Raw genomic sequence first — 19,135 nt, 5'->3', positions numbered from 1 at the left:
GGCTTTAAGACTTTGGCATATTCATTTTATTTACTTTAGACTTTTCAAAACCAACCCATTAGAACGTGTTAAAAATATTCTTCTTTCTCTCTGGTATTCTTTACAGTATTCCTGGTATTTCACAAGAAAATATAACACTTACCTATACAGGTAATATGGGGGTTCTTATATCTGATCATCAATCTTCTGTACTAATTGATGGTCTGCACACAAAATATGGAGATGATTATCTATTTCCTTCTAAGGAAGTAGTTCATAAAATCAATACCACATTTAAACCTAATGCCATTTTATTTACCCACTATCATGGGGATCATTTTAGTGCATCGTTATCCCGGGAGTATCTAGCCTTAAACAAAAAAGCTGTTCTTTTTGGAGCAAATCAAATTACAAAAAGTTTCTCTGATTTTGAAGGTAGAGTATTTACAATCACTACAAAAGACTATACCAAACAAACTATAGATATTGGTAAAGTAAAGGTTACTGGGCTTAAAATAAATCATGCCGGCAAAAGACATGTTGCTGTACAAAATGTAGGATACATTATTAAAATAAACAATAAGAAATTTCTGCATGTAGGAGATACCAACTGGCTCGAAGAAATTAAATTATTTAGTAAACTACAATTGCATGATGCTAATATCGACGTTGCTATTCTGCCGTATTGGATGCTTTTACAAGATGATGCATCAATATTGATCAAAAAATATATCAACCCAAAAAAGGTAATCGCTACCCATATTTCGCCAAAAATAAAAGAGAGCGAGCTTCTAGATTTAAAAAACAGATATCCCGATATATATTTTCTCACAACATTAGAACAACAAATACAACTATAATTAATTCACAACCAAAAAATGAAAAAACGAATATTTTTACTGTTACTACTAGGTGTGATTTCTACATTATCTGCTCAGAAATTCACCATGGACCTTATTAAAGATAATACTCCACGTAATATAGGTCCAGGGGGAATGAGTGGTCGTGTCACTGCTATAGATGTGGTAACTACCAATCCTGATATTATATATGCAGGGACCGCTTCTGGTGGACTCTGGAAATCTACTTCTGGAGGAATCAAATGGGCTCCAATTTTTAATAATGAAGCTACTGCTTCTATTGGTGCGGTGGCAATCCAACAATCAAATCCATCGGTAATCTGGGTAGGTACAGGAGAAGGAAATCCTAGAAATAGCCTTAATGGTGGATATGGTATCTATAGATCGCTGGATGGAGGAAAAAACTGGAAACTTATGGGGTTAGAGAAAACCCGTCACATACATAAAGTAATCATTGATCCTACTAATCCTGATATCGTTTATGTTGCAGCAATTGGATCTCCCTGGGGAGAACATCCAGAAAGAGGAGTTTTTAAAACTACCGATGGTGGTGCTACCTGGACCAAAATTCTATTCAATAATAATAAAACCGGAGCTGCAGACCTTGTCATGGATCCTACAAATCCTAACAAGTTAATAGTTGCCATGTGGGAACATAAGCGCGACCCCTGGTTTTTTAATTCGGGAGGAGAAGGTTCTGGTCTTTATATTACTCATGATGGAGGAAAAAACTGGGAAGAACGCACTGATAAAGACGGGCTTCCAAAAGGTAATTTAGGTAGAATAGGATTAGCAATAGCATCGAATAAACCTAATATTGTTTATGCATTGGTCGAAGCCAAAAAGAATGCACTATACAAATCAACAGACGGAGGGTTTAAATGGAAAAAAATTAATGATAAAAAAGATATCGGTAATCGTCCTTTTTATTACTCTGATATATTTGTAGATCCACAAAATGAGAATCGAGTATATTCTGTATTTACCTATGTAAATGTTTCTGAAGATGGTGGTAAAAACTTTACACAGTTAATGCCAGCTTATGGTGTTGATAATGGAGTACACCCAGATCATCATGCATGGTGGATTCACCCTAATGATGGGAGTTATATGATTGATGGTAATGATGGGGGACTAAACATCACGCGAGATGGAGGCAAATCCTGGCGTTTTATAGGAAATCTTCCTGTCGCACAATTTTATCATATTAATGTAGACAATGAATTCCCCTATAATGTATATGGAGGTATGCAGGATAATGGTAGCTGGAGAGGCCCTGCTTATGTGTGGAAAGCACAAGGAATCAGAAACTCATACTGGCAGGAAATATCGTTTGGTGATGGGTTTGATGTTGTACCCGATAAAGATGACTCTAGATATGGATGGACGATGAGTCAGCAAGGATACGTAAGTCGATATGACTGGATGACGGGTAACAATTATACGGTGCGCCCTACTCATCCCGATCCAAAAGTAAAATTGCGTTTTAACTGGAATGCAGCAATCAATATTGATCCATTCGATAATAATACAGTCTATTTCGGAAGTCAGTTTGTACACAAGAGTACAGATAAGGGGCTTACCTGGAAAATAATATCTCCTGATCTTTCGACAAACGATCCCGAAAAACTAAAACAAGCAGAAAGTGGTGGATTAACGATGGATGCTACAGGCGCAGAAAATCACTGTACTGTTTTGGTTGTTGAGCCTTCGCCGCTAGAGCAAAATATGCTTTGGGCAGGTACTGATGACGGGCGAGTGCATATCACTCAAAACGGAGGAACCAACTGGACCGATGTATCTAGTAACATAAAAGAATTACCGAAAGGAAGCTGGATTGTACAAATCAAGGCTTCAAACAAAAAGAAAGGAGAAGCCCTTTTGGTCGCTAATGATTACAGAAGATTTAACTATACACCATACGCATTTAGAACCACTGATTATGGTAAGACCTGGAAACGTATTGTTAATCAGAATAACGTAAAAAGCTATACGCTTAGTATTGTTGAAGATCCTATAGAAAAAAATCTATTATTCCTGGGTACAGATGATGGGTTGTACATTTCTCTTAATGCAGGAAACAGTTGGACAAAATGGACCAAAGGTTTTCCTACCGTATCGGTAAAAGATTTGGTAATACAACCCAGAGAACATGATTTGGTTATTGGTACTTTTGGTAGAGCTGCGTGGGTATTAGATGATATACGACCACTAAGAGCATTGGCAAAAAACAGTACTATTTTAAGTCAGAAATTACATCTTTTTGAGCCTCCAATCGCATATCAGGCCGCTTATCAACAACCTACAGGTAGTCGTTTTGGAGGAGATGCCTTATATAATGGTGAGAATCGTGACTATGGAGCTCTTATTTCATATTATCTTAAAGTAGAAGAAAAGAAAAAAGAAGAACCTAGCAAAGAAGAAGATAAAAAGGAAAGTGACGAAGATAAGTCTGATAATGAGAAAGAAGAAGCCAAGGTAAAGTGGGATTCTATTCATCTTAAAATCTATGATGGCGATCGTTTGATTAGGACTTTAAAAGAAAAGACCCCGGATTCTACAGGGTTTCATAAAACAAAATGGTTTATGAATGAAAAAGGTGTTGATCGACCCTCGCGAAAAATCCAAAAACAAGATAAAGAACCTGGTGGTGTTAGTGTAAAACCTGGTACATATAAACTGGTACTAGAATATGGTGATCAAAAATCTGAAACCATAATCGAGGTTAAATCTGATCCCAGATTGCAAGTATCTCAGAAGAATATCAATGAAATTTATGCGGCTTCAAAAAACATGGAAAAAATGAGGCAGTCTGCAGCAGATGCTGTAAAACAATTGGTAGAGAGTAAGGATATAGCCTCAAAATACCAGAAAGAGCTTAAAAAGTTAGATAAAAAGAAATATAAAGATCAGATTAAATTATCTAAAGATATTTCTAAAAAAATCGATAGTGTAATTGCTATCTATCTTGGTAAGGAAGATAAGCGTCAAGGAATTACTCGTAATCCAGAAGTAACGGTGATGCAACGTATGGGCACAGCAGGATGGTACGTGGGTAGCCGCCAAAACGGACTAACTTCTACAGAAAACACCTTGGTAAAACAAGCTAAAGATGCGTTACAAGATGCACTGGTAAAGACCAACGAATTTTTTATAAACGATTGGAAACCCTATCGCGAAGCTATTGAGAAGTTAGAAGCCTCTCCTTTTAAAGAAATAAAGAATTTTAGTTTAGAGAATAATAACAGATAAATAAAACACTCATGAAAAAACTACTCACACTTAGTATGGGTCTACTCCTCTTCTACTCTTGTAAGCAAGAAAAAAAAGAGGAAATCGCTCAGCCTATCAAAATCGACCAGTATTCGATAGAACAATTTATGGATAATGAAAATGCATTTTCGAATGGATTTTCTGCAGATAAATCCAAGGTGCTTATGACCAGTAACCGTTCTGGGATTTATAATATGTATACGGTTGCTACCAATGGTGGCAAACTTATGCCTGTAACCAAATCTGATAGTGCATCGATTTTTGGGTTATCATATTTCCCCGAGGATGATAGAATCTTATTCAGAATGGATGGTAATGGTGATGAAATACATAAACTCTTTATCAAAGACAGTTCGGGTATCAAACGTCTGACTCCCGAAAAGAATGTAAGAGCCTCGTTTAGAGGATGGGCCAAAGATGGCAAAAGTTTCTTTTATGCCACTAACGAGCGAGATCCTAAATATATGGATCACTATGAGATGGATATTGCTGATTTTACATCCAAGTTAATTTATCAGAATACCGATGGGATGGATTTTGGCGGAATGTCTGAAGATAGAAAGTATATAGCACTTTCTAAGTCTATCAATACTAATGATAATGATCTTTATCTATTGAATACCGAAACCAAAGAAAAAGTTAAGATTAACGATAACTTAAGTGGAAACTCACCAGAGGATTTTTCTCCAGATGGTAAATCATTCTATTATACTACCGATGATAATGCAGAATTTAGTTACTTAATGAAGTATAATCTTGAAGATGGTAGTAAAGAAAAGGTTTTAGAAAAAAACTGGGATATTTCTGGTTTTTACTTCACCCAAAACGGAAAATACCAGGTAATGTTTACCAATGAAGATGCTAAGACGGTTATGGAGGTAAAAGAAGTAGCAACAGGTACTATTGTTGATTTCCCTTCTATTGAAAACCAACAAATTAATAGTGCACGTTTTTCGAGAGATGAATCTATGGCTTTACTTAGTGTTGGAGGGTCAAATACGCCTACCAATTCATACTCTTATGATCTTGCAACCAAAAAATATCATAAGCTAACAGATGTTTTAAATAAAGATATCAATCCAGATCATTTGGTTACTTCAGAAGTAGTTCGTTTTAAATCTTTTGATGGATTAGATATTCCTGCTATATATTATAAGCCTAAACAAGCAACTGTTGATCATAAAGTTCCTGCATTAGTTTGGGTTCATGGTGGCCCTGGAGGACAATCGAGACAAGGGTTTAGTTCTGTAATTCAATACCTCGTAAATCACGGATATGCCGTATTAGCTGTTAATAACAGAGGTAGTAGTGGTTATGGTAAAACTTTTTACAAAATGGATGACCGAAATCACGGGGATAAGGATTTAAAAGATTGTGTTGCAGGAAAAGACTGGCTGGCAAAACAAGATATCGTAGACGCCGATAAAATAGGAATCATTGGTGGTTCTTATGGAGGGTATATGACTATGGCAGCCCTTACTTATACTCCAGAAGAGTTTAAGGTTGGTGTAAATATTTTTGGAGTTACAAATTGGTTAAGAACATTAAAAAGTATTCCGCCATGGTGGGAATCTTTTAAAGAAGCGTTGTACACAGAAATGGGAGATCCAAATACTGCTGATTCTGTTCGTTTACGACAAATTTCTCCACTTTTTCACACTGAAAAAGTTACAAAACCATTGATTGTTCTTCAAGGAGCCAAAGATCCCAGAGTTTTAAAAGTAGAATCTGATGAAATTGTAGAAGGAGTTAAGAAAAGTGGTGTTCCTGTAGAATATGTATTATTTGAAGATGAAGGACATGGATTTGTAAAAAAAGAAAATCAAATCGAAGCCTATGGTAGAATTTTGAAGTTCTTAGATAAATATTTAAAAAGCGCAGGTACCGAAATGATTAATGACGGTAAAACCGAATCTACCAAGATTGATTCTGAGTCCTAAAAAAAGAGTTTAAAATTTTATATCATAAAGAGGCTGAATCCTAAGTTAAAAACTTAACATTCAGCCTCTTTTATTATTCTTGATAGTCATGGTAACAATAGCGTTATAAACTATCTTTTATCTTTTGTAACTCTGGATGATTTTGATCGATCTCTATTCCTTTCAAATAAAACTTTTCTGCATTTTCTCTATCACCGTTATCTAAGTAATAACGGCTCAAAATAGCAAAGTTTACTACCGATTCTTCTATTTGGATACAATCCTTCATAATTTCTATTGCTTTTTCCAGGTTCCCTCTACTAGCAAGTATACCACTATATCCTCGCATTCCGTTAGTATATTCTGGATCTACTAGATAAGATAATTGAAAAAAAGCTTCACCCCTATCTAAATAGTTGTTGGTTGCCTGCGAAATCATTCCTATATTATTGTAAGGGTTAGGGTTTGTATAATCTGCTTGTATTGCCTTACAAAAATTTTGGACAGCTGCATCAAAGTTACCTTCACCAAAAAAGCTATTCCCTTCTTGTTTTAATTGTTCTGAAAGTTGACGATTAGTTTCACTTTTGATAATCTCTAAAGCTTCAAAATTATCGGCAATTGTGGTAAGTTTAACATTATCTTTTTCTACATTGAGTACTACAATCGACATCTGATCAAATTCTTTGGTATTCGTTGTATTCAAAAACAAAACACCTTCGTGTTCGCCAAAAGGGCCTTTTTCTGCTCCTTTTCCGATATACGCAAACGGAATTAATCCATTATCATCCCAAAACCAGAATGAAGACACATCTTCTTTAAGAAGTTCATCTTGCCCATCTACCCAGATAATATCTAATGAACCTGGATTATATCCACAAAGTTCGCAGGTGTGAGTAGATAACTGATACCTCAGCGTTTTACTCATAGACAGGTAATCAAAAACAAAAATTGGAATCTCTCCTTCTAATTTTGAAGAAACATTGCAACCCGAAAGGTTAATCTGATGTGCCCCAATATGCTCACGTATCGTTTTCATTTTATAGTTTATTTTAAGGTTAAATGATATTACTTTATATACTTGTATTGCAAATTATTTTTTACCAATCTGGAGTTCCTGTTAATCCTTCTACTTTTACAATTGAATAGTCATCAACAAACCTATTGGTTTTTGATGTTTATCACTACCCGTTTTTCAGGGGTATTTTATAATTATTTTTAGTATCATATTATTTCTCGAAAATAAATCACAAAAAAAGGCTGCCCATATAGGCAGCCTTTAATTAGGGCCAATTTTTTATTACTATTTAAAAATTATTTCACAAAAATCTTTTGAGTAAGCGTTCTACTACTAGTAGTAACCTGCACAAAATAGATACCGGTAGATAACTTACTTATATCTACTGTTTTTCTTACTACATTTCCTCCCGGAGGTGTTTTAAGATCCATCATCTCTAATGTTCTTCCGTTTATATCCTTGATACTGATTTGAGAAGAAGATTTCACATTACTAATTTCAAGATTTAAAAGATCTTTTGCTGGATTAGGGAATGCTTTTAATTGCAATCCTCCTGCTGGTCCTTCTCCTTTGAAAGCAGAACTAAATGATCCTCCACAAGCACCTAAGTTGGTCCATCCTGTAGCGGTTCTTTCATATAAATACCCGTTATACGTTACACGGTCACCCACATTATATACAGTACCAGAAGAATATGGTGCTACTCCTGCACAAGGATCGGTTGTTGTAGTACATGGTCCTAAATTAGTCCATCCTGTAGCTGTTCTTTCATACAAAGATCCATTATAGGTTACTCGATCCCCAACACTATAGTTAACATTTGGAGACCAAGGCGCTACGCCATCACAATTACCGCCACCACTACTACAATTTCCTGAAGAATTATAGGTCGTTTGACCACAAGCAATTGTAAAGTTATCCACTACATCTCCCGAAGCTTTTTTGGCTTGCCATGCACTTCCTATAGTAGTATTTGCATTATACGAGCCTCCGGCATTAGCAGATCCCTGCAAAGAATTGTTCTGGAAATACTGTAAGGTACAATCTGTATTATTGGTAAATGTAACAGATGCTGCATCTCCTGTATTACATCCGGTACCATCACAAGTTTGTAAACAACTTGATCCTGCAATATAATTACGGATTACATTTGCTGGCTGTGATCCAAATCCTTTGTTGAAATTTACCCCGACACTAGTATTAGGGCAATAGCTCATAATGGTTCCTCCTCCCGAAGGATTTCCGGGTATCGAGCAACTTCCTTCTGTAAAACCTGCACAACCATCTATTGCGGTATTATTACCATTCCATACACATGCATGTGTATGTCGTGATCCTACATTATGTCCTACCTCATGAGATATTAAGAATACATCAAAAGAATAGGTAGGTATATTTTGATAACTACCTTTGATACCAGAAACTGCAGCTTTTCTTGATGAGTTACACAGTGTTCCGATTCCTCCTGCTAGTCCGCCTCCAAAACTATAATTCACCATATGCGCTAAATCTCCATTAATACCATTTTGGTTTTTATAGCTGATATAACTATCAAGACTATTGTTGGTAAACGGTTGATTAGAAGTCCAGGCTTTGGTTCCCGATAATTTAAGAGATATCTGATCATTGGCATATAGCGCAGCTACTTGATTAAATACAGCTTCGATATAATTAGAAGCTGCTTGAGCTCCTCCTTTATCACTTACAATATCTGTACATATATCAAAGAATATTTTTACGCACTTTGCTGCTGCTTTACTTTGTGGGTTATCAGCTAATTCTTCAATAGTGTATCCTCCTTTTTCGATATCGTCCTCTACCTGGCAGGAATAATCATATAAATAACTAATTTCCTTATCCTTATAGAGAATATGACTCTTACTATTCTTCACTGGTCCAACTACCATATTACCGTCCTGGCCATCGATACTAATAAAACCAGATACTTTATCTTCATAAAAGCTAATAGCCACCAGAGAGTTAGTCTGGCCTTTTACTACACCTCTGTAGTGCGCTATGTTATCACGAGAAAGCACCTTACCCGAAGGCATATCTATAGCCGAAAAGTCATCGGTTCTAATGCTCACTTTAACAAGGTCGAGTGACATTGCTGATTTCTGCCCCGGAATACTTAAGTTCATCGTATTCGGGAAATTACCTTGTAAAGATTTCATCTTACTTTGATCTAAAGAAAGCAATACATAATCCTTAAGTTGTTTCGGAATTTGTAAATTACTTTTTTTAGCAGTTGCGGTAAAAAGTTCGGTGGTTTCAAAATTTGAGCCCGATGATTTTTGCTGGGCTACTAGTTCACTGGGTTTTTGTGGTTGAGTTTGTGCAAAGCTCATTACCGTAAAAAAGGCAATGGCGATTGTTAATATACGTTTCATTTTTTTGGTTTTAAGATTTTGAACCTTTACTTAGTTATGATTCTGGCCCCATAAACCGTCCTCAGCAAAAATTCAAAATAGTTTGTGTGTCACTAAGTTACAAACTTAAAACCACCCCAAAAAGGTTACGAAGCATTATTTACAAATTGCGTTAACATATTATATTTTATACCTTCTTTGCTTATGGTAAAGCCTTTGCACAGTATATTATTTTTTAAAATACAGTAATGTATTGATATCATAATACTCCCAATCTGCTCTATCTTTAATAAGGTCAACCAGGATATCTTTATGGCCTGCACCATAAATGACTAAAACTCTATCCTTAGGAGTAACAATTCTATTAAGATTAGTAAAGATCTTTAAATTTCTAAAGTACCATTTTGCAACCACATCGGTACCTATATAATTACCTTCTTTACCAAAAGAAACCAGATGCTTCAGATAAAATGTTTGATTGTAATTTTTATCAAATTCATCAGAATTTGCAAACTTTATAATATCTAAAACAGAACCTTCGGATATGGATTTCATATCATTTTGCATACTACTAATCAACTCTTTAAACTCTGCTAATTGTACATTCTGATTATTTTGTTTTGCGTAAGCATAAACAGGGGCTGTATCAAATTCTGTATGTGCATCTATGGGATATAGTTTATCATGCCCCATTTGTTTTGCCAAAGGGTAAGATACCTGAACAGTTTCGCTAGACATTCTCCACTTATCTTCTTCACTTATTTCTTTTTCTAATACTCCATTTAGATACTTGGTATAATAGGTCTCGCTCCACAAGGTATCACCCAATGTTGCTTCGATAGCAATTTTGGTGGGTTTAAACCTGACCACTAAATCAATGAGTTGTTTTAATTCTGCTTGTCTTTTATCAGAATGAATATTACCTATATCCATATTTACTTCATCGGCTCCCGGGTTATGCAAATGCATCATACCCAAAACACTAATAACAGGTTTTTGATCCTGAGCTTTACAGGATAAACATAAAGTGAATACAGTAATAAAAATCAAAATGAGGTTACGCATAATAGTATCGTTTTTTTAAATTATTGAATAGGTGTGTTGTACTAGTTTTTGTTTGGGGTTACTCTTTTGTCGATAGGCAGAATGAGTTGATAATCATAGCCATCAATCAAACTCTTCATCTTATGATAATCACCGTTTACTGGTAGCGTTATTCGCCCTTCTTGGATGTCACTACGTATAGCTTCTAAATCAATGATAGTCCATTGATCCCGTTTTGCCAAGCTCATAAAATCTCGTAGACGTTTATAGTAAGAAGCGTATTTTTCTAAGTAATCAATTTCTTCTCCTTTTTCATTATTGTAATAACGGTGCCATGTGTTTATGATAGTGGCTTTACTACCTCGTTCTTTGGCAAGTTGAGTAACTAGACTTCCCAGGTCATAACAACCATTGGTTAAAATTTTTGAAGCGTGCAGATTTCCGAATTTCAGGAATACTTTAGGATTTGATTCTGCTTGTAATGCTTTTTTATAATGTGTTAAAAAGTTATTACGCATATAGCTTATTCGATCTGCATGCGAATCTTCTCTCCAACGGGTATAAATATCCCAACTAATTTCTAAGTCTTTAATTATCTTTTTGGTGTTCTCATTTCCACGAAAGCGATTTAAATACTGTTGCACAGCAGGTTCTTTTTGAATTTCCTCAAAAAGCTTAATTTCTGCACCTGGTACATTATCTTTTGCATACCAGGAGGCAATGATTTTAAAAGCTTGTTCTTTTTCTGATTTGATGATGGCATAGTCTGGAGTATCGGTAACAAAAGTGAGTAGCTCATCCATAAAATATAATGTAGATGAAAAGTACTCCTGATCAAGCCCCCAGATGTTCATATTACGCTCGCGAATTGCCTGAAGAAAATAAGCATCTTCGAGACCATCAAAGAAAGGAATCGGAATCTCATGATCTTCTTCGAGAGCATATTGTGTGGTAAACTGTTTAAGGTTTTCTACTGTAGCCGATGGTGGTGTACTAAGAGTTACTAGTTTTTTTGCCGAGTACGGACCTACTTCGAAAGCGGTATGATTAAATCCCGCTTCGTGTAACATTGGGATGAGTTTTGTAATCAATTGCGAGGTAGCTTTTGATCCGTGGCGTTCTCCAAACATCACAAACTGTGATTTAGAAATAATACGCTCTAGCATTGCACGGCCTTCTCCTACAATAGCAGTATCTGCAACTGTAAAATACGCTGTCTTTGTAGCGATATACGATGCATCTATAACGGGTGCCGGACTTATTTTCTCTACTTTGATCGCAACAGCATCCTCTGGCTCCTCTTTACAAGAAAAAAATAGTAATAGTATAATAGTACCAAGTGTAATAAGTGATTTCATTGTTCTTCGATTTTAAAGCAAAAAAAGACGATACTGACATAACAGATCACAGGTTTACACTTCTCTGGATATCTACCGGACAAAAGCGGGATAACAGAACTATTTAATATTTGGTTGTATGGTTTACCGGTTTTGTATAAAGAAAAAGGCCATTGTAACCAGAAACGTATAGATTACCTATTCAAAATACTATTTTTGAATCATGATCGTATTTAAATACCGTTGGAGATACCATATGCTGCTTGGCATACTAATTATTATAATGGATATCTATGGAGATTATATCTACAAGCAGAAAACGAGTTGGGCAGACTATTTTGAATATCCCATATTCTTATTCGGCATCACAATGTACATTACTTTTTTTAGCATTTATGTGATTAATTATAAAGTATTATGCCCGCTTATGCTTTCGCGAAAACGTATTGTACAATACTGCCTTGGCGTTGTTCTACTGGTGTTTCTATATGCAGGCATTCGTTATTTGTTAGAAGAAGTGATACTCTATTCTATTACGGGATTACATAATTATGGAGACAACTTTCGTCACTTTGGGTATTATGTATTTGACAACTCATACTATGCCTCAAAAAGTTTGTTGTTTAGTACGGCTATATACCTTTTCTTTCGATTTGTAGATCATAAAGAAGCAATCCATCGATTAAAAATCGAAAACAAAAAGGCCGAGTTAAGGTTACTTAAATCGCAATTAGGGCCGCATTTCCTTTTTAATACACTCAACAGCTTTTACTCAGAATTACTGATAGAAAGTCAACCAAAAATTGCAGCAGATATTCACAGACTTTCAGATTTGTTACGATTTGTGACCTATGAGACCCAACAGGATAAAATACTATTGAAAAAGGATCTTAAGTTTATTGCAGATTATATTTATTTTTTTCAAAAGCGTTATGAAGATAATCTGGCAGTAGATTACCAGGTAAATGGTACTATAACAGATCAAGAAATACCTGCCATGTTATTGATTCATTTTATTGAGAATGTTTTTAAACACGGGATTGTTAATGATACCTCTGCCAGGGCAAATATTACCATTACCATTCATCCTAATGCTATTGAAATCAGTACTAAAAACAAAATTGCTACTTCAGAAAAATATGTAGCCCAAGGAATAGGATATGCAAGTATTCATAAGAGGTTAACTGCTCTTTTCAAAAATGATTTCATAGTATACCGTAAAGAAGAAAAGCCTTATTTTGAGGCCTATTTAAAAATACCATTATGAATACATCATTACGTTGCCTTATTGTAGATGATGAACCGCCTGCGATACGTTTGTTAGAGAATTATGTAGAAAAAGTATCTTTTTTAGAGTGTATTGCTAGTACTACAAAAGCTCTCGAGGTACTAAAACATATCGAAAGTGATGCTATTGATTTAGTTTTTCTAGACATTCAGATGCCAGATTTATCTGGTATTCAATTATCAAAAATCATCAAAGATAAAGTACAGATTATTTTTACTACGGCCTATCCGCAATTTGCTGTAGAAGGCTATGACTTAAATGCCGTGGATTATTTATTAAAACCTTTCGAATTTGATCGTTTTTACCAGGCCGTTCTTAAGGTGAAACAAAAAGAAGAGTTTTCTCATACTACTACAGCTACAAAAGAATATGTATTTATCAAAACAGACGGTAAAAACAATTATGAAAAGGTGTATCTAGACGACATCCTATATATAGAAGGGTTAAAAAACTATGTAGCAATTCATTTATTAAATAATCAAATTATTACCTATAGCACTTTAAAACATATAGAAAGCACCCTCCCTTCTACTACCTTTATTAAGGTACATAAATCCTACATCGTTTCGATTAATCACATTATCAAGACAGATTCTCTTCATGTTTATATTCATAATAAAACATTACCGATAAGTGATACCTATCGCAAAGCTTTTTTTGAAATGATTAGCAAAAGAAAGTTATAAAGGATAATAGTTTATTTTAAATTTGTGCCAGTTTTCACATTAAATTAGATTTTCAACAGAATTACTTTATTAATTTTGGAAAAAACTCAAAAACGTATTCTACATTATGAACACAAAGACCTTATTTCTCTTTCTATTAGTATTTGCAACATTTAATTTTTCTAATGCCCAGGACAATGGCGAAAATGAGTTGGGAGCCTGGTACATGTATTTTGGGACAAATCGTGTAAGTGATAAACTTAGTATTCATTCTGAAGCGCAGTTTCGATTTTATGAAGTTGCTTCAAGTTTTAATCAATTACTACTAAGAACAGGATTAAATTACCATATGAGCGATAAAGCAATAGCCACTCTGGGATACGGTTTTATTAGCACCGATGGTACATTTGAAGATACTCCTGGTGAAGAAAACACAAATGAACATCGAATCTTCGAACAGTTTATTTTGAAGAATACTGTAGGGAAATTTAAATTCGAACATCGATACCGCCTAGAGCAACGATTTATAAGCACACAGAATGATGATTTTACCGAGCATAGAGCACGATATCGTTTACAACTCACTTATCCAATTAATCAAAAATGGTTTCTAAATGTTTATGACGAAGTATTTATCAATCTACAAGAGCCCATTTTTGGTCAAAATAGATTATACGGTGCTGTAGGATATAATGTGAAATCTAATTTTAGTATACAGCTGGGATATCTCAAAAATCATTTTACCGGCGTTAATTATGATCGATTACAGTTAGGAGTAATCTATAATACTGACTTTAGAAAAAAGGAAAAAAACTAATGCAGATTTCAAAAGATAATACTCCGGCATTATTATTAATCGATATTCAGAAAGGATTTGAAGACATCGCTTATTGGGGTGGAGAGCGTAACAACCTTGATGCCGAAACCAATATGGAAAAGCTACTGGTATTTTGGAGAACACATAATCTTCCTGTATTTCACATAAAACACTGCTCTACTACTCCTGCTTCTCCCCTGACCAAAGGTAATGTAGGTAATGAATTTATGGATTTTAATACTCCGCTAACCCATGAACCTATTATCGAAAAGGATGTGAATAGTGCTTTTATAGGAACTGATCTTAAAGAACAATTAGAACATAAAAATATAGATGCTCTGGTTATTATAGGGTTAACTACAGATCATTGTGTATCTACCACTACCAGAATGGCTGGTAATTTTGGATTTAAAACCTATTTGATAGAAGATGCTGTTGCTACTTTTAATAAGATAGGTGCTAATGGGCAAGAGTATAGTGCGCAATTAATACATGATACGGCAATAGCAAGTCTAAAAGATGAATTTGCTACAATTGTATCTACAGAAACACTTCTTAATACTCTAAGTTAAGCCAAAAACCTGGGTGATGTCTAAATACAATTATGAAAATAAGCTTGCAATACTACAGGCAATCCCGTCTGCAAACATTAAGATTGCCAATATCCCCATAGATGTGTACCTTCAGGAAGCCGAAGATCTATATCTATGGGTACAGGAGGATAAAAAGGATTTTCTTAACATCAACTTTGATTGGCAACGTTATGTAGATGATCTCACAAAACGTACAGGGGCGTTACGATATGCACAATCTTTATGGATAAGAAGAAAAAACGGCCAGGAAGAATCTCAGACAGAATGGAAACAAAAGCTCCCGATCGCATATGAGTTACGTAAAGAGCTATTAGCCGATTTTAGGTATGCATTTCGTAATCATAAAGAACTTATAAGTGCTATTAGAGATATTGCTAAAGGAAAAAGCTATGCAGATTTGATACAGGACCTTAGTAGTCTTAGTGTTTTGGGAAAATCTAATGTCGCTAAACTAAAAAACATAAATTTTGATCTACAGAAATTAGATCATGCCGAACAGCTTTCTAAAGAGATGGCACAACTACTCGCCCAAGTAAATAGTGCCATAAAACAGAGTGGTGAGGTTGTAAAAACAAGGAACCAGTCGTATACGCATTTAAAAGAAGCTGTAGACGAAATACGTAATGCCGGCAAGTATATTTTTAAAAACAATCCAAATCGATTTAAAGGGTACATTAGCACATACAGAAAATCTTAACATGCTATTATTATAGGTCCCCGCGCTTTATATAATAATCCCCATAATACATTTTGGAGCCACCATATATAAATAAATGACCACCATACAGGATACAAAAACCAACATTATGGTGATTACAAAATATTATGTAATTTTCATTAAATACATGTCGGTGATTATAAAATGATCTATGGTGTATATAACATGTAGTAAACCTATTTAACATGGAAAACGTATAATTCTTGATGAATTTATTGAATTGTATTAATAAAATTTTATTGCCATTACATTTAGTTGTTTTAAATGTATTTGATTAATCACAAAAAAACAATAATCATGAAAAAAGTAAAAACAATATTAATAACAATAATCGTTATGAGTATAACACTACAATCTTATAGTTCTAACAATGATGAACCTATTGAAAATACAAGTAGCTATGTTGACTATAAATTAAATAGCACTTTAATAGAGGATTCAAATATATCTTTATTTTTTAACAACTCAATTACACTAATTGAGATAAAGAACATAAATAATTCAATTAGATTATGGCTTCCAGTTGAATTAACAGCAGGTACTTACACAGTTATTAGTGGAGAAGCTGATAATTATACTGTAAATTTAATAGATAATATTAATAGTTTTACTTCAGAAAATGAATCTGGAACAATAACTCTTTCGAATGTAACGGAAAACAAAATTGTAGGTACGTTTTCATTCACTGGAACTTTAAATAGTGTAGCATTTTCTATATCTGAGGGGAGATTTAGTGTTTCATCATTAAACTAATTTATTAATCCGATAGCACGGATTGCAAATCCGTGAAACATACCAAAATATCAAAACAGTCACTTATATGAGGCTGTTTTTTTGTTGTAGTACATTCACAACAATCGAGTTATAGATACGATTGTTTTAAATCCAAAGGATTATATTTTTAGTTCTGCTAGAAATTATTCAGATTTAGATCATGAATTAGAAATTGTTGTTTTAAATTTATTTTAAAGTTTTAATCGCATAGATTGCAAATCTGTGCTATCGGAATAGAAATAGTTGTATAGTGTACACAAAAAATAATAAAAACACGTACTGAAAAGACATGGAAGCTATTATTACAGTTGTTGGTTTTTTGGGAGCAGGAAAAACCACATTATTAAAACACTTGATGATCGGTTATATTGACAAAGGTTGGAAGCCTTTTATTATTCTTAATGATTATGAAAATGCAAATCTTGATGCCCAACAATTTATCGAGCAAATAGAGCCCAAACAAGTCAAGGCACTTAGTGGCAGTTGTATTTGTTGTAGTGGTATAAATGAACTTAGAGATTTTGTCAATAGAATTCCTAAGCGAACTAATGGAATTACGCTTATTGAAGCTAACGGTACTTCTGATGCCTGTTCACTCATGAGCTTTCTTGGAGTTGGTCTCAACGATCGGTTTCTACCACCTGTTCAAATATCGGTTGTTGATGTTAAAAATTGGCAAAAAAGAGGAGAACATAATGAACTTGAAGCAAATCAGATTCAGGTATCTTCTTTGATTGTATTAACGCATATTGAAAATATACCATTAGACAGGTTAACCTTTGTAGTTAAAGAATTACATAAACTCAACCCATTAGCAGAAATCATAAACATGGATAAGATTGATGTTTCACTTATTCCTAAACTCTCCCCATCTAAAAACAATGCTCAAAAGTTTGAACATCTTAAAACGCATTGGTCTTCCTGCTCTACTGATCTGCCCAGTTTACCGAATTCAAATTGCATTTATGATATTTGTAATGCACTTCCAAAGAGTGTCCTACGTGTGAAAGGCTGTACTCAAATTGGAAATGAAGAAGGGTATACTTATTTTGAACGAACTCCAAATGGTGAGGTACATGTTAGACCGTTTAATGGAGTACCAATAACAGGATCAAAACTTCTAACTATAGGCCCCAGGAGTGAACCTAAACTGCTTGAAAAAGCAATCAAAATGAGCCTATTACAACAAAATGAAAATGAATTTAAACACGCTACAACAAAATATAAACCCTATTAAAAAAGGTTTATACAAGTCGTTAGCTTTACCAATAATTATAAACAAAGAAGCTTATAGTAAAGATATGTTGAAAACCAAAATAGGAATTATAACAGTTAGCGATAGAGCTAGTGCTGGGGTTTATGAAGATGAGAGTGGAAAAGCAATTATAGATACTCTAAATGAATATTTGAGTTCTGAATGGACAGATTTGCACGAAATTATTCCGGATGAACAAGATTTGATAGAAAAAACAATCATTGATATGGTTGATAATCAAAATTGCTGTTTAGTAATTACGACAGGAGGTACAGGTCCTTCTAAAAGAGATGTCACACCAGAAGCTACTGAAGCCGTATGTGATCGTATGATGCCTGGATTTGGAGAGCTTATGAGATCAGAATCATTAAAATATGTACCTACTGCTATCCTCTCAAGACAAACTGCCGGCCTAAGAAAATCAAGTTTAATAATTAATCTTCCTGGAAAACCAAAATCAATAAGAGAGTGTTTGAGTGCCGTTTTTCCAGCTATTCCATATTGTATAGATTTAATGGATGGACCATTTTTAGAATGTAATGAAGATATTATAAAGCCATTTAGACCAAAGAATAAGATAAAAACCAACAGCTAACACTAAACGCAATGCCTTTTTAGTGTTTTAAGGAAAGGTTATTTTTAAAGTGATTCAAAAGTTGACAAAATAAACTGAAGTTAAACCTAAAAAAAATGTCAAAGTACTTACTTAATTGCTTTTTACTTGTATTGCCCTTATTTATATGGAATATAGCTCTTTATAAATATCTACCTAAAGGCTATACATCTAAAGATATTTGGGATGATATTCCATTTTGGCTAAATATAACTGAAAATATTCTAAGAATAATTATCTTCCTTCTCCCACTATTAATGGTACTTTCTTTTCAAACTAAAACTCAAAAAACAGGATTAGTAGTTTACTTAGGTGCTCTTCTAATTTATTTTTTATCTTGGATTTTACAGATTTACTTTAGTGACAGTTTATGGAGTAGAAGTTTAATAGGATTTATGGCTCCTGCATATACAACCATCTTTATTTTTATTGGAATTGCAATGATTGGTACACAATCAATTATTCCTATTCCAAAGATAAGTTTGATTTATATTTTAGCATCTATACTTTTTGCTTCAATTCATACGTACCATTCATATTTAGCATACATAAATCTACAACAGCATATTTAGTGATTGTTGTTTTACATTTATTTTGAATTTTAAAAGCACGG

At 34.1% G+C, this 19,135-nt stretch carries 16 protein-coding genes; 12 read left to right on the top strand and 4 right to left on the bottom strand.

Translation table 11 applies throughout. The features are described from left to right. Nucleotides 1-65 precede the first annotated feature (65 nt). From DK441_RS19930 to DK441_RS19920, 3 genes are read left to right on the top strand one after another with little or no spacing between them, the layout of a single operon-like run. Nucleotides 66-839, top strand: coding sequence for an MBL fold metallo-hydrolase (locus DK441_RS19930; protein ID WP_109852235.1), 774 nt, complete (start codon nt 66-68; stop codon nt 837-839). An 18-nt stretch (nt 840-857) separates the two neighbouring features. Continuing rightward, on the top strand, nt 858-4,091 hold the full coding sequence (locus DK441_RS19925; protein ID WP_109852234.1) for a hypothetical protein: 3,234 nt from the start codon (nt 858-860) through the stop codon (nt 4,089-4,091). Nucleotides 4,092-4,102: 11 nt separating this feature from the next. Next, nucleotides 4,103-6,052, top strand: a complete 1,950-nt coding sequence (locus tag DK441_RS19920) for a S9 family peptidase (protein WP_109852233.1) — start codon at nt 4,103-4,105, stop codon at nt 6,050-6,052. 103 nt (nt 6,053-6,155) lie between these two features. On the opposite strand, the gene DK441_RS19915 is transcribed toward DK441_RS19920, so the two are convergent. The 4 genes from DK441_RS19915 to DK441_RS19900 all read right to left on the bottom strand — a co-directional run bounded on the left by DK441_RS19915 (nt 6,156) and on the right by DK441_RS19900 (nt 11,820). Next, nucleotides 6,156-7,070 carry a lipopolysaccharide assembly protein LapB gene (locus tag DK441_RS19915; RefSeq protein ID WP_109852232.1) on the bottom strand — a complete coding sequence of 305 codons (915 nt, stop codon included), beginning with the start codon at nt 7,068-7,070 and terminating at the stop codon, nt 6,156-6,158. A gap of 275 nt (nt 7,071-7,345) precedes the next feature. Beyond that, on the bottom strand, nt 7,346-9,439 hold the full coding sequence (locus DK441_RS19910) for a M12 family metallo-peptidase (RefSeq protein ID WP_109852231.1): 2,094 nt from the start codon (nt 9,437-9,439) through the stop codon (nt 7,346-7,348). 207 nt (nt 9,440-9,646) lie between these two features. Beyond that, nucleotides 9,647-10,483, bottom strand: a complete 837-nt coding sequence (locus DK441_RS19905; RefSeq protein WP_109852230.1) for a DUF5694 domain-containing protein — start codon at nt 10,481-10,483, stop codon at nt 9,647-9,649. Nucleotides 10,484-10,524: 41 nt separating this feature from the next. Further along, nucleotides 10,525-11,820 (bottom strand): hypothetical protein, encoded by a 1,296-nt coding sequence (locus tag DK441_RS19900; protein ID WP_109852229.1) that lies wholly within the window; start codon nt 11,818-11,820, stop codon nt 10,525-10,527. Nucleotides 11,821-12,022: 202 nt separating this feature from the next. On the opposite strand from DK441_RS19900, the gene DK441_RS19895 reads away from it, so the two are divergent. From DK441_RS19895 to DK441_RS19855, 9 genes are all read left to right on the top strand, one after another. Then, on the top strand, nt 12,023-13,066 hold the full coding sequence (locus tag DK441_RS19895; protein ID WP_109852228.1) for a sensor histidine kinase: 1,044 nt from the start codon (nt 12,023-12,025) through the stop codon (nt 13,064-13,066). After that, nucleotides 13,063-13,773, top strand: a complete 711-nt coding sequence (locus tag DK441_RS19890) for a LytTR family DNA-binding domain-containing protein (protein WP_109852227.1) — start codon at nt 13,063-13,065, stop codon at nt 13,771-13,773. The genes DK441_RS19895 and DK441_RS19890 overlap by 4 nt, the downstream gene beginning before the upstream one ends. A 106-nt stretch (nt 13,774-13,879) precedes the next feature. Next, nucleotides 13,880-14,569, top strand: coding sequence for a DUF2490 domain-containing protein (locus DK441_RS19885; RefSeq protein ID WP_109852226.1), 690 nt, complete (start codon nt 13,880-13,882; stop codon nt 14,567-14,569). Then, nucleotides 14,569-15,141 carry a cysteine hydrolase family protein gene (locus tag DK441_RS19880; RefSeq protein ID WP_109852225.1) on the top strand — a complete coding sequence of 191 codons (573 nt, stop codon included), beginning with the start codon at nt 14,569-14,571 and terminating at the stop codon, nt 15,139-15,141. The genes DK441_RS19885 and DK441_RS19880 overlap by 1 nt, the downstream gene beginning before the upstream one ends. Before the next feature lie 16 nt (nt 15,142-15,157). Beyond that, nucleotides 15,158-15,859, top strand: a complete 702-nt coding sequence (locus tag DK441_RS19875) for a hypothetical protein (RefSeq protein ID WP_109852224.1) — start codon at nt 15,158-15,160, stop codon at nt 15,857-15,859. Nucleotides 15,860-16,177: 318 nt separating this feature from the next. Beyond that, the gene (locus DK441_RS19870; RefSeq protein WP_109852223.1) at nt 16,178-16,633 is read left to right on the top strand and encodes a hypothetical protein; all 456 of its coding nucleotides are present in this window, start codon (nt 16,178-16,180) and stop codon (nt 16,631-16,633) included. A 310-nt stretch (nt 16,634-16,943) separates the two neighbouring features. Beyond that, nucleotides 16,944-17,891, top strand: a complete 948-nt coding sequence (locus DK441_RS19865) for a GTP-binding protein (protein WP_109852222.1) — start codon at nt 16,944-16,946, stop codon at nt 17,889-17,891. Further along, on the top strand, nt 17,851-18,504 hold the full coding sequence (gene mog, locus DK441_RS19860; protein ID WP_200822872.1) for a molybdopterin adenylyltransferase: 654 nt from the start codon (nt 17,851-17,853) through the stop codon (nt 18,502-18,504). Before DK441_RS19865 ends, mog begins: the two co-directional genes overlap by 41 nt. Before the next feature lie 95 nt (nt 18,505-18,599). Further along, a complete protein-coding gene (locus tag DK441_RS19855; protein WP_160112193.1) occupies nt 18,600-19,094 on the top strand; it encodes a hypothetical protein in 495 nt (164 codons plus the stop codon). Nucleotides 19,095-19,135: the final 41 nt, after the last annotated feature.

The sequence above is a fragment of the Aquimarina sp. AU58 genome, assembly GCF_900312745.1.
GTDB classification, from domain to species: domain Bacteria; phylum Bacteroidota; class Bacteroidia; order Flavobacteriales; family Flavobacteriaceae; genus Aquimarina; species Aquimarina spinulae.
This window is presented reverse-complemented; position numbering and strand designations above follow the sequence as displayed.

Excerpts from the sequence above, each read along its gene's own strand:
- DK441_RS19925 (WP_109852234.1), top strand. The coding sequence starts at position 858 with ATGAAAAAACGAATATTTTTACTGTTACTACTAGGTGTGATTTCTACA.
- DK441_RS19920 (WP_109852233.1), top strand. The coding sequence starts at position 4,103 with ATGAAAAAACTACTCACACTTAGTATGGGTCTACTCCTCTTCTACTCT.
- DK441_RS19915 (WP_109852232.1), bottom strand. The coding sequence starts at position 7,070 with ATGAAAACGATACGTGAGCATATTGGGGCACATCAGATTAACCTTTCG.
- DK441_RS19910 (WP_109852231.1), bottom strand. The coding sequence starts at position 9,439 with ATGAAACGTATATTAACAATCGCCATTGCCTTTTTTACGGTAATGAGC.
- DK441_RS19905 (WP_109852230.1), bottom strand. The coding sequence starts at position 10,483 with ATGCGTAACCTCATTTTGATTTTTATTACTGTATTCACTTTATGTTTA.
- DK441_RS19900 (WP_109852229.1), bottom strand. The coding sequence starts at position 11,820 with ATGAAATCACTTATTACACTTGGTACTATTATACTATTACTATTTTTT.
- DK441_RS19895 (WP_109852228.1), top strand. The coding sequence starts at position 12,023 with ATGATCGTATTTAAATACCGTTGGAGATACCATATGCTGCTTGGCATA.
- DK441_RS19890 (WP_109852227.1), top strand. The coding sequence starts at position 13,063 with ATGAATACATCATTACGTTGCCTTATTGTAGATGATGAACCGCCTGCG.
- DK441_RS19885 (WP_109852226.1), top strand. The coding sequence starts at position 13,880 with ATGAACACAAAGACCTTATTTCTCTTTCTATTAGTATTTGCAACATTT.
- DK441_RS19880 (WP_109852225.1), top strand. The coding sequence starts at position 14,569 with ATGCAGATTTCAAAAGATAATACTCCGGCATTATTATTAATCGATATT.
- DK441_RS19875 (WP_109852224.1), top strand. The coding sequence starts at position 15,158 with ATGTCTAAATACAATTATGAAAATAAGCTTGCAATACTACAGGCAATC.
- DK441_RS19870 (WP_109852223.1), top strand. The coding sequence starts at position 16,178 with ATGAAAAAAGTAAAAACAATATTAATAACAATAATCGTTATGAGTATA.
- DK441_RS19865 (WP_109852222.1), top strand. The coding sequence starts at position 16,944 with ATGGAAGCTATTATTACAGTTGTTGGTTTTTTGGGAGCAGGAAAAACC.
- mog (WP_200822872.1), top strand. The coding sequence starts at position 17,851 with ATGAATTTAAACACGCTACAACAAAATATAAACCCTATTAAAAAAGGT.
- DK441_RS19855 (WP_160112193.1), top strand. The coding sequence starts at position 18,600 with ATGTCAAAGTACTTACTTAATTGCTTTTTACTTGTATTGCCCTTATTT.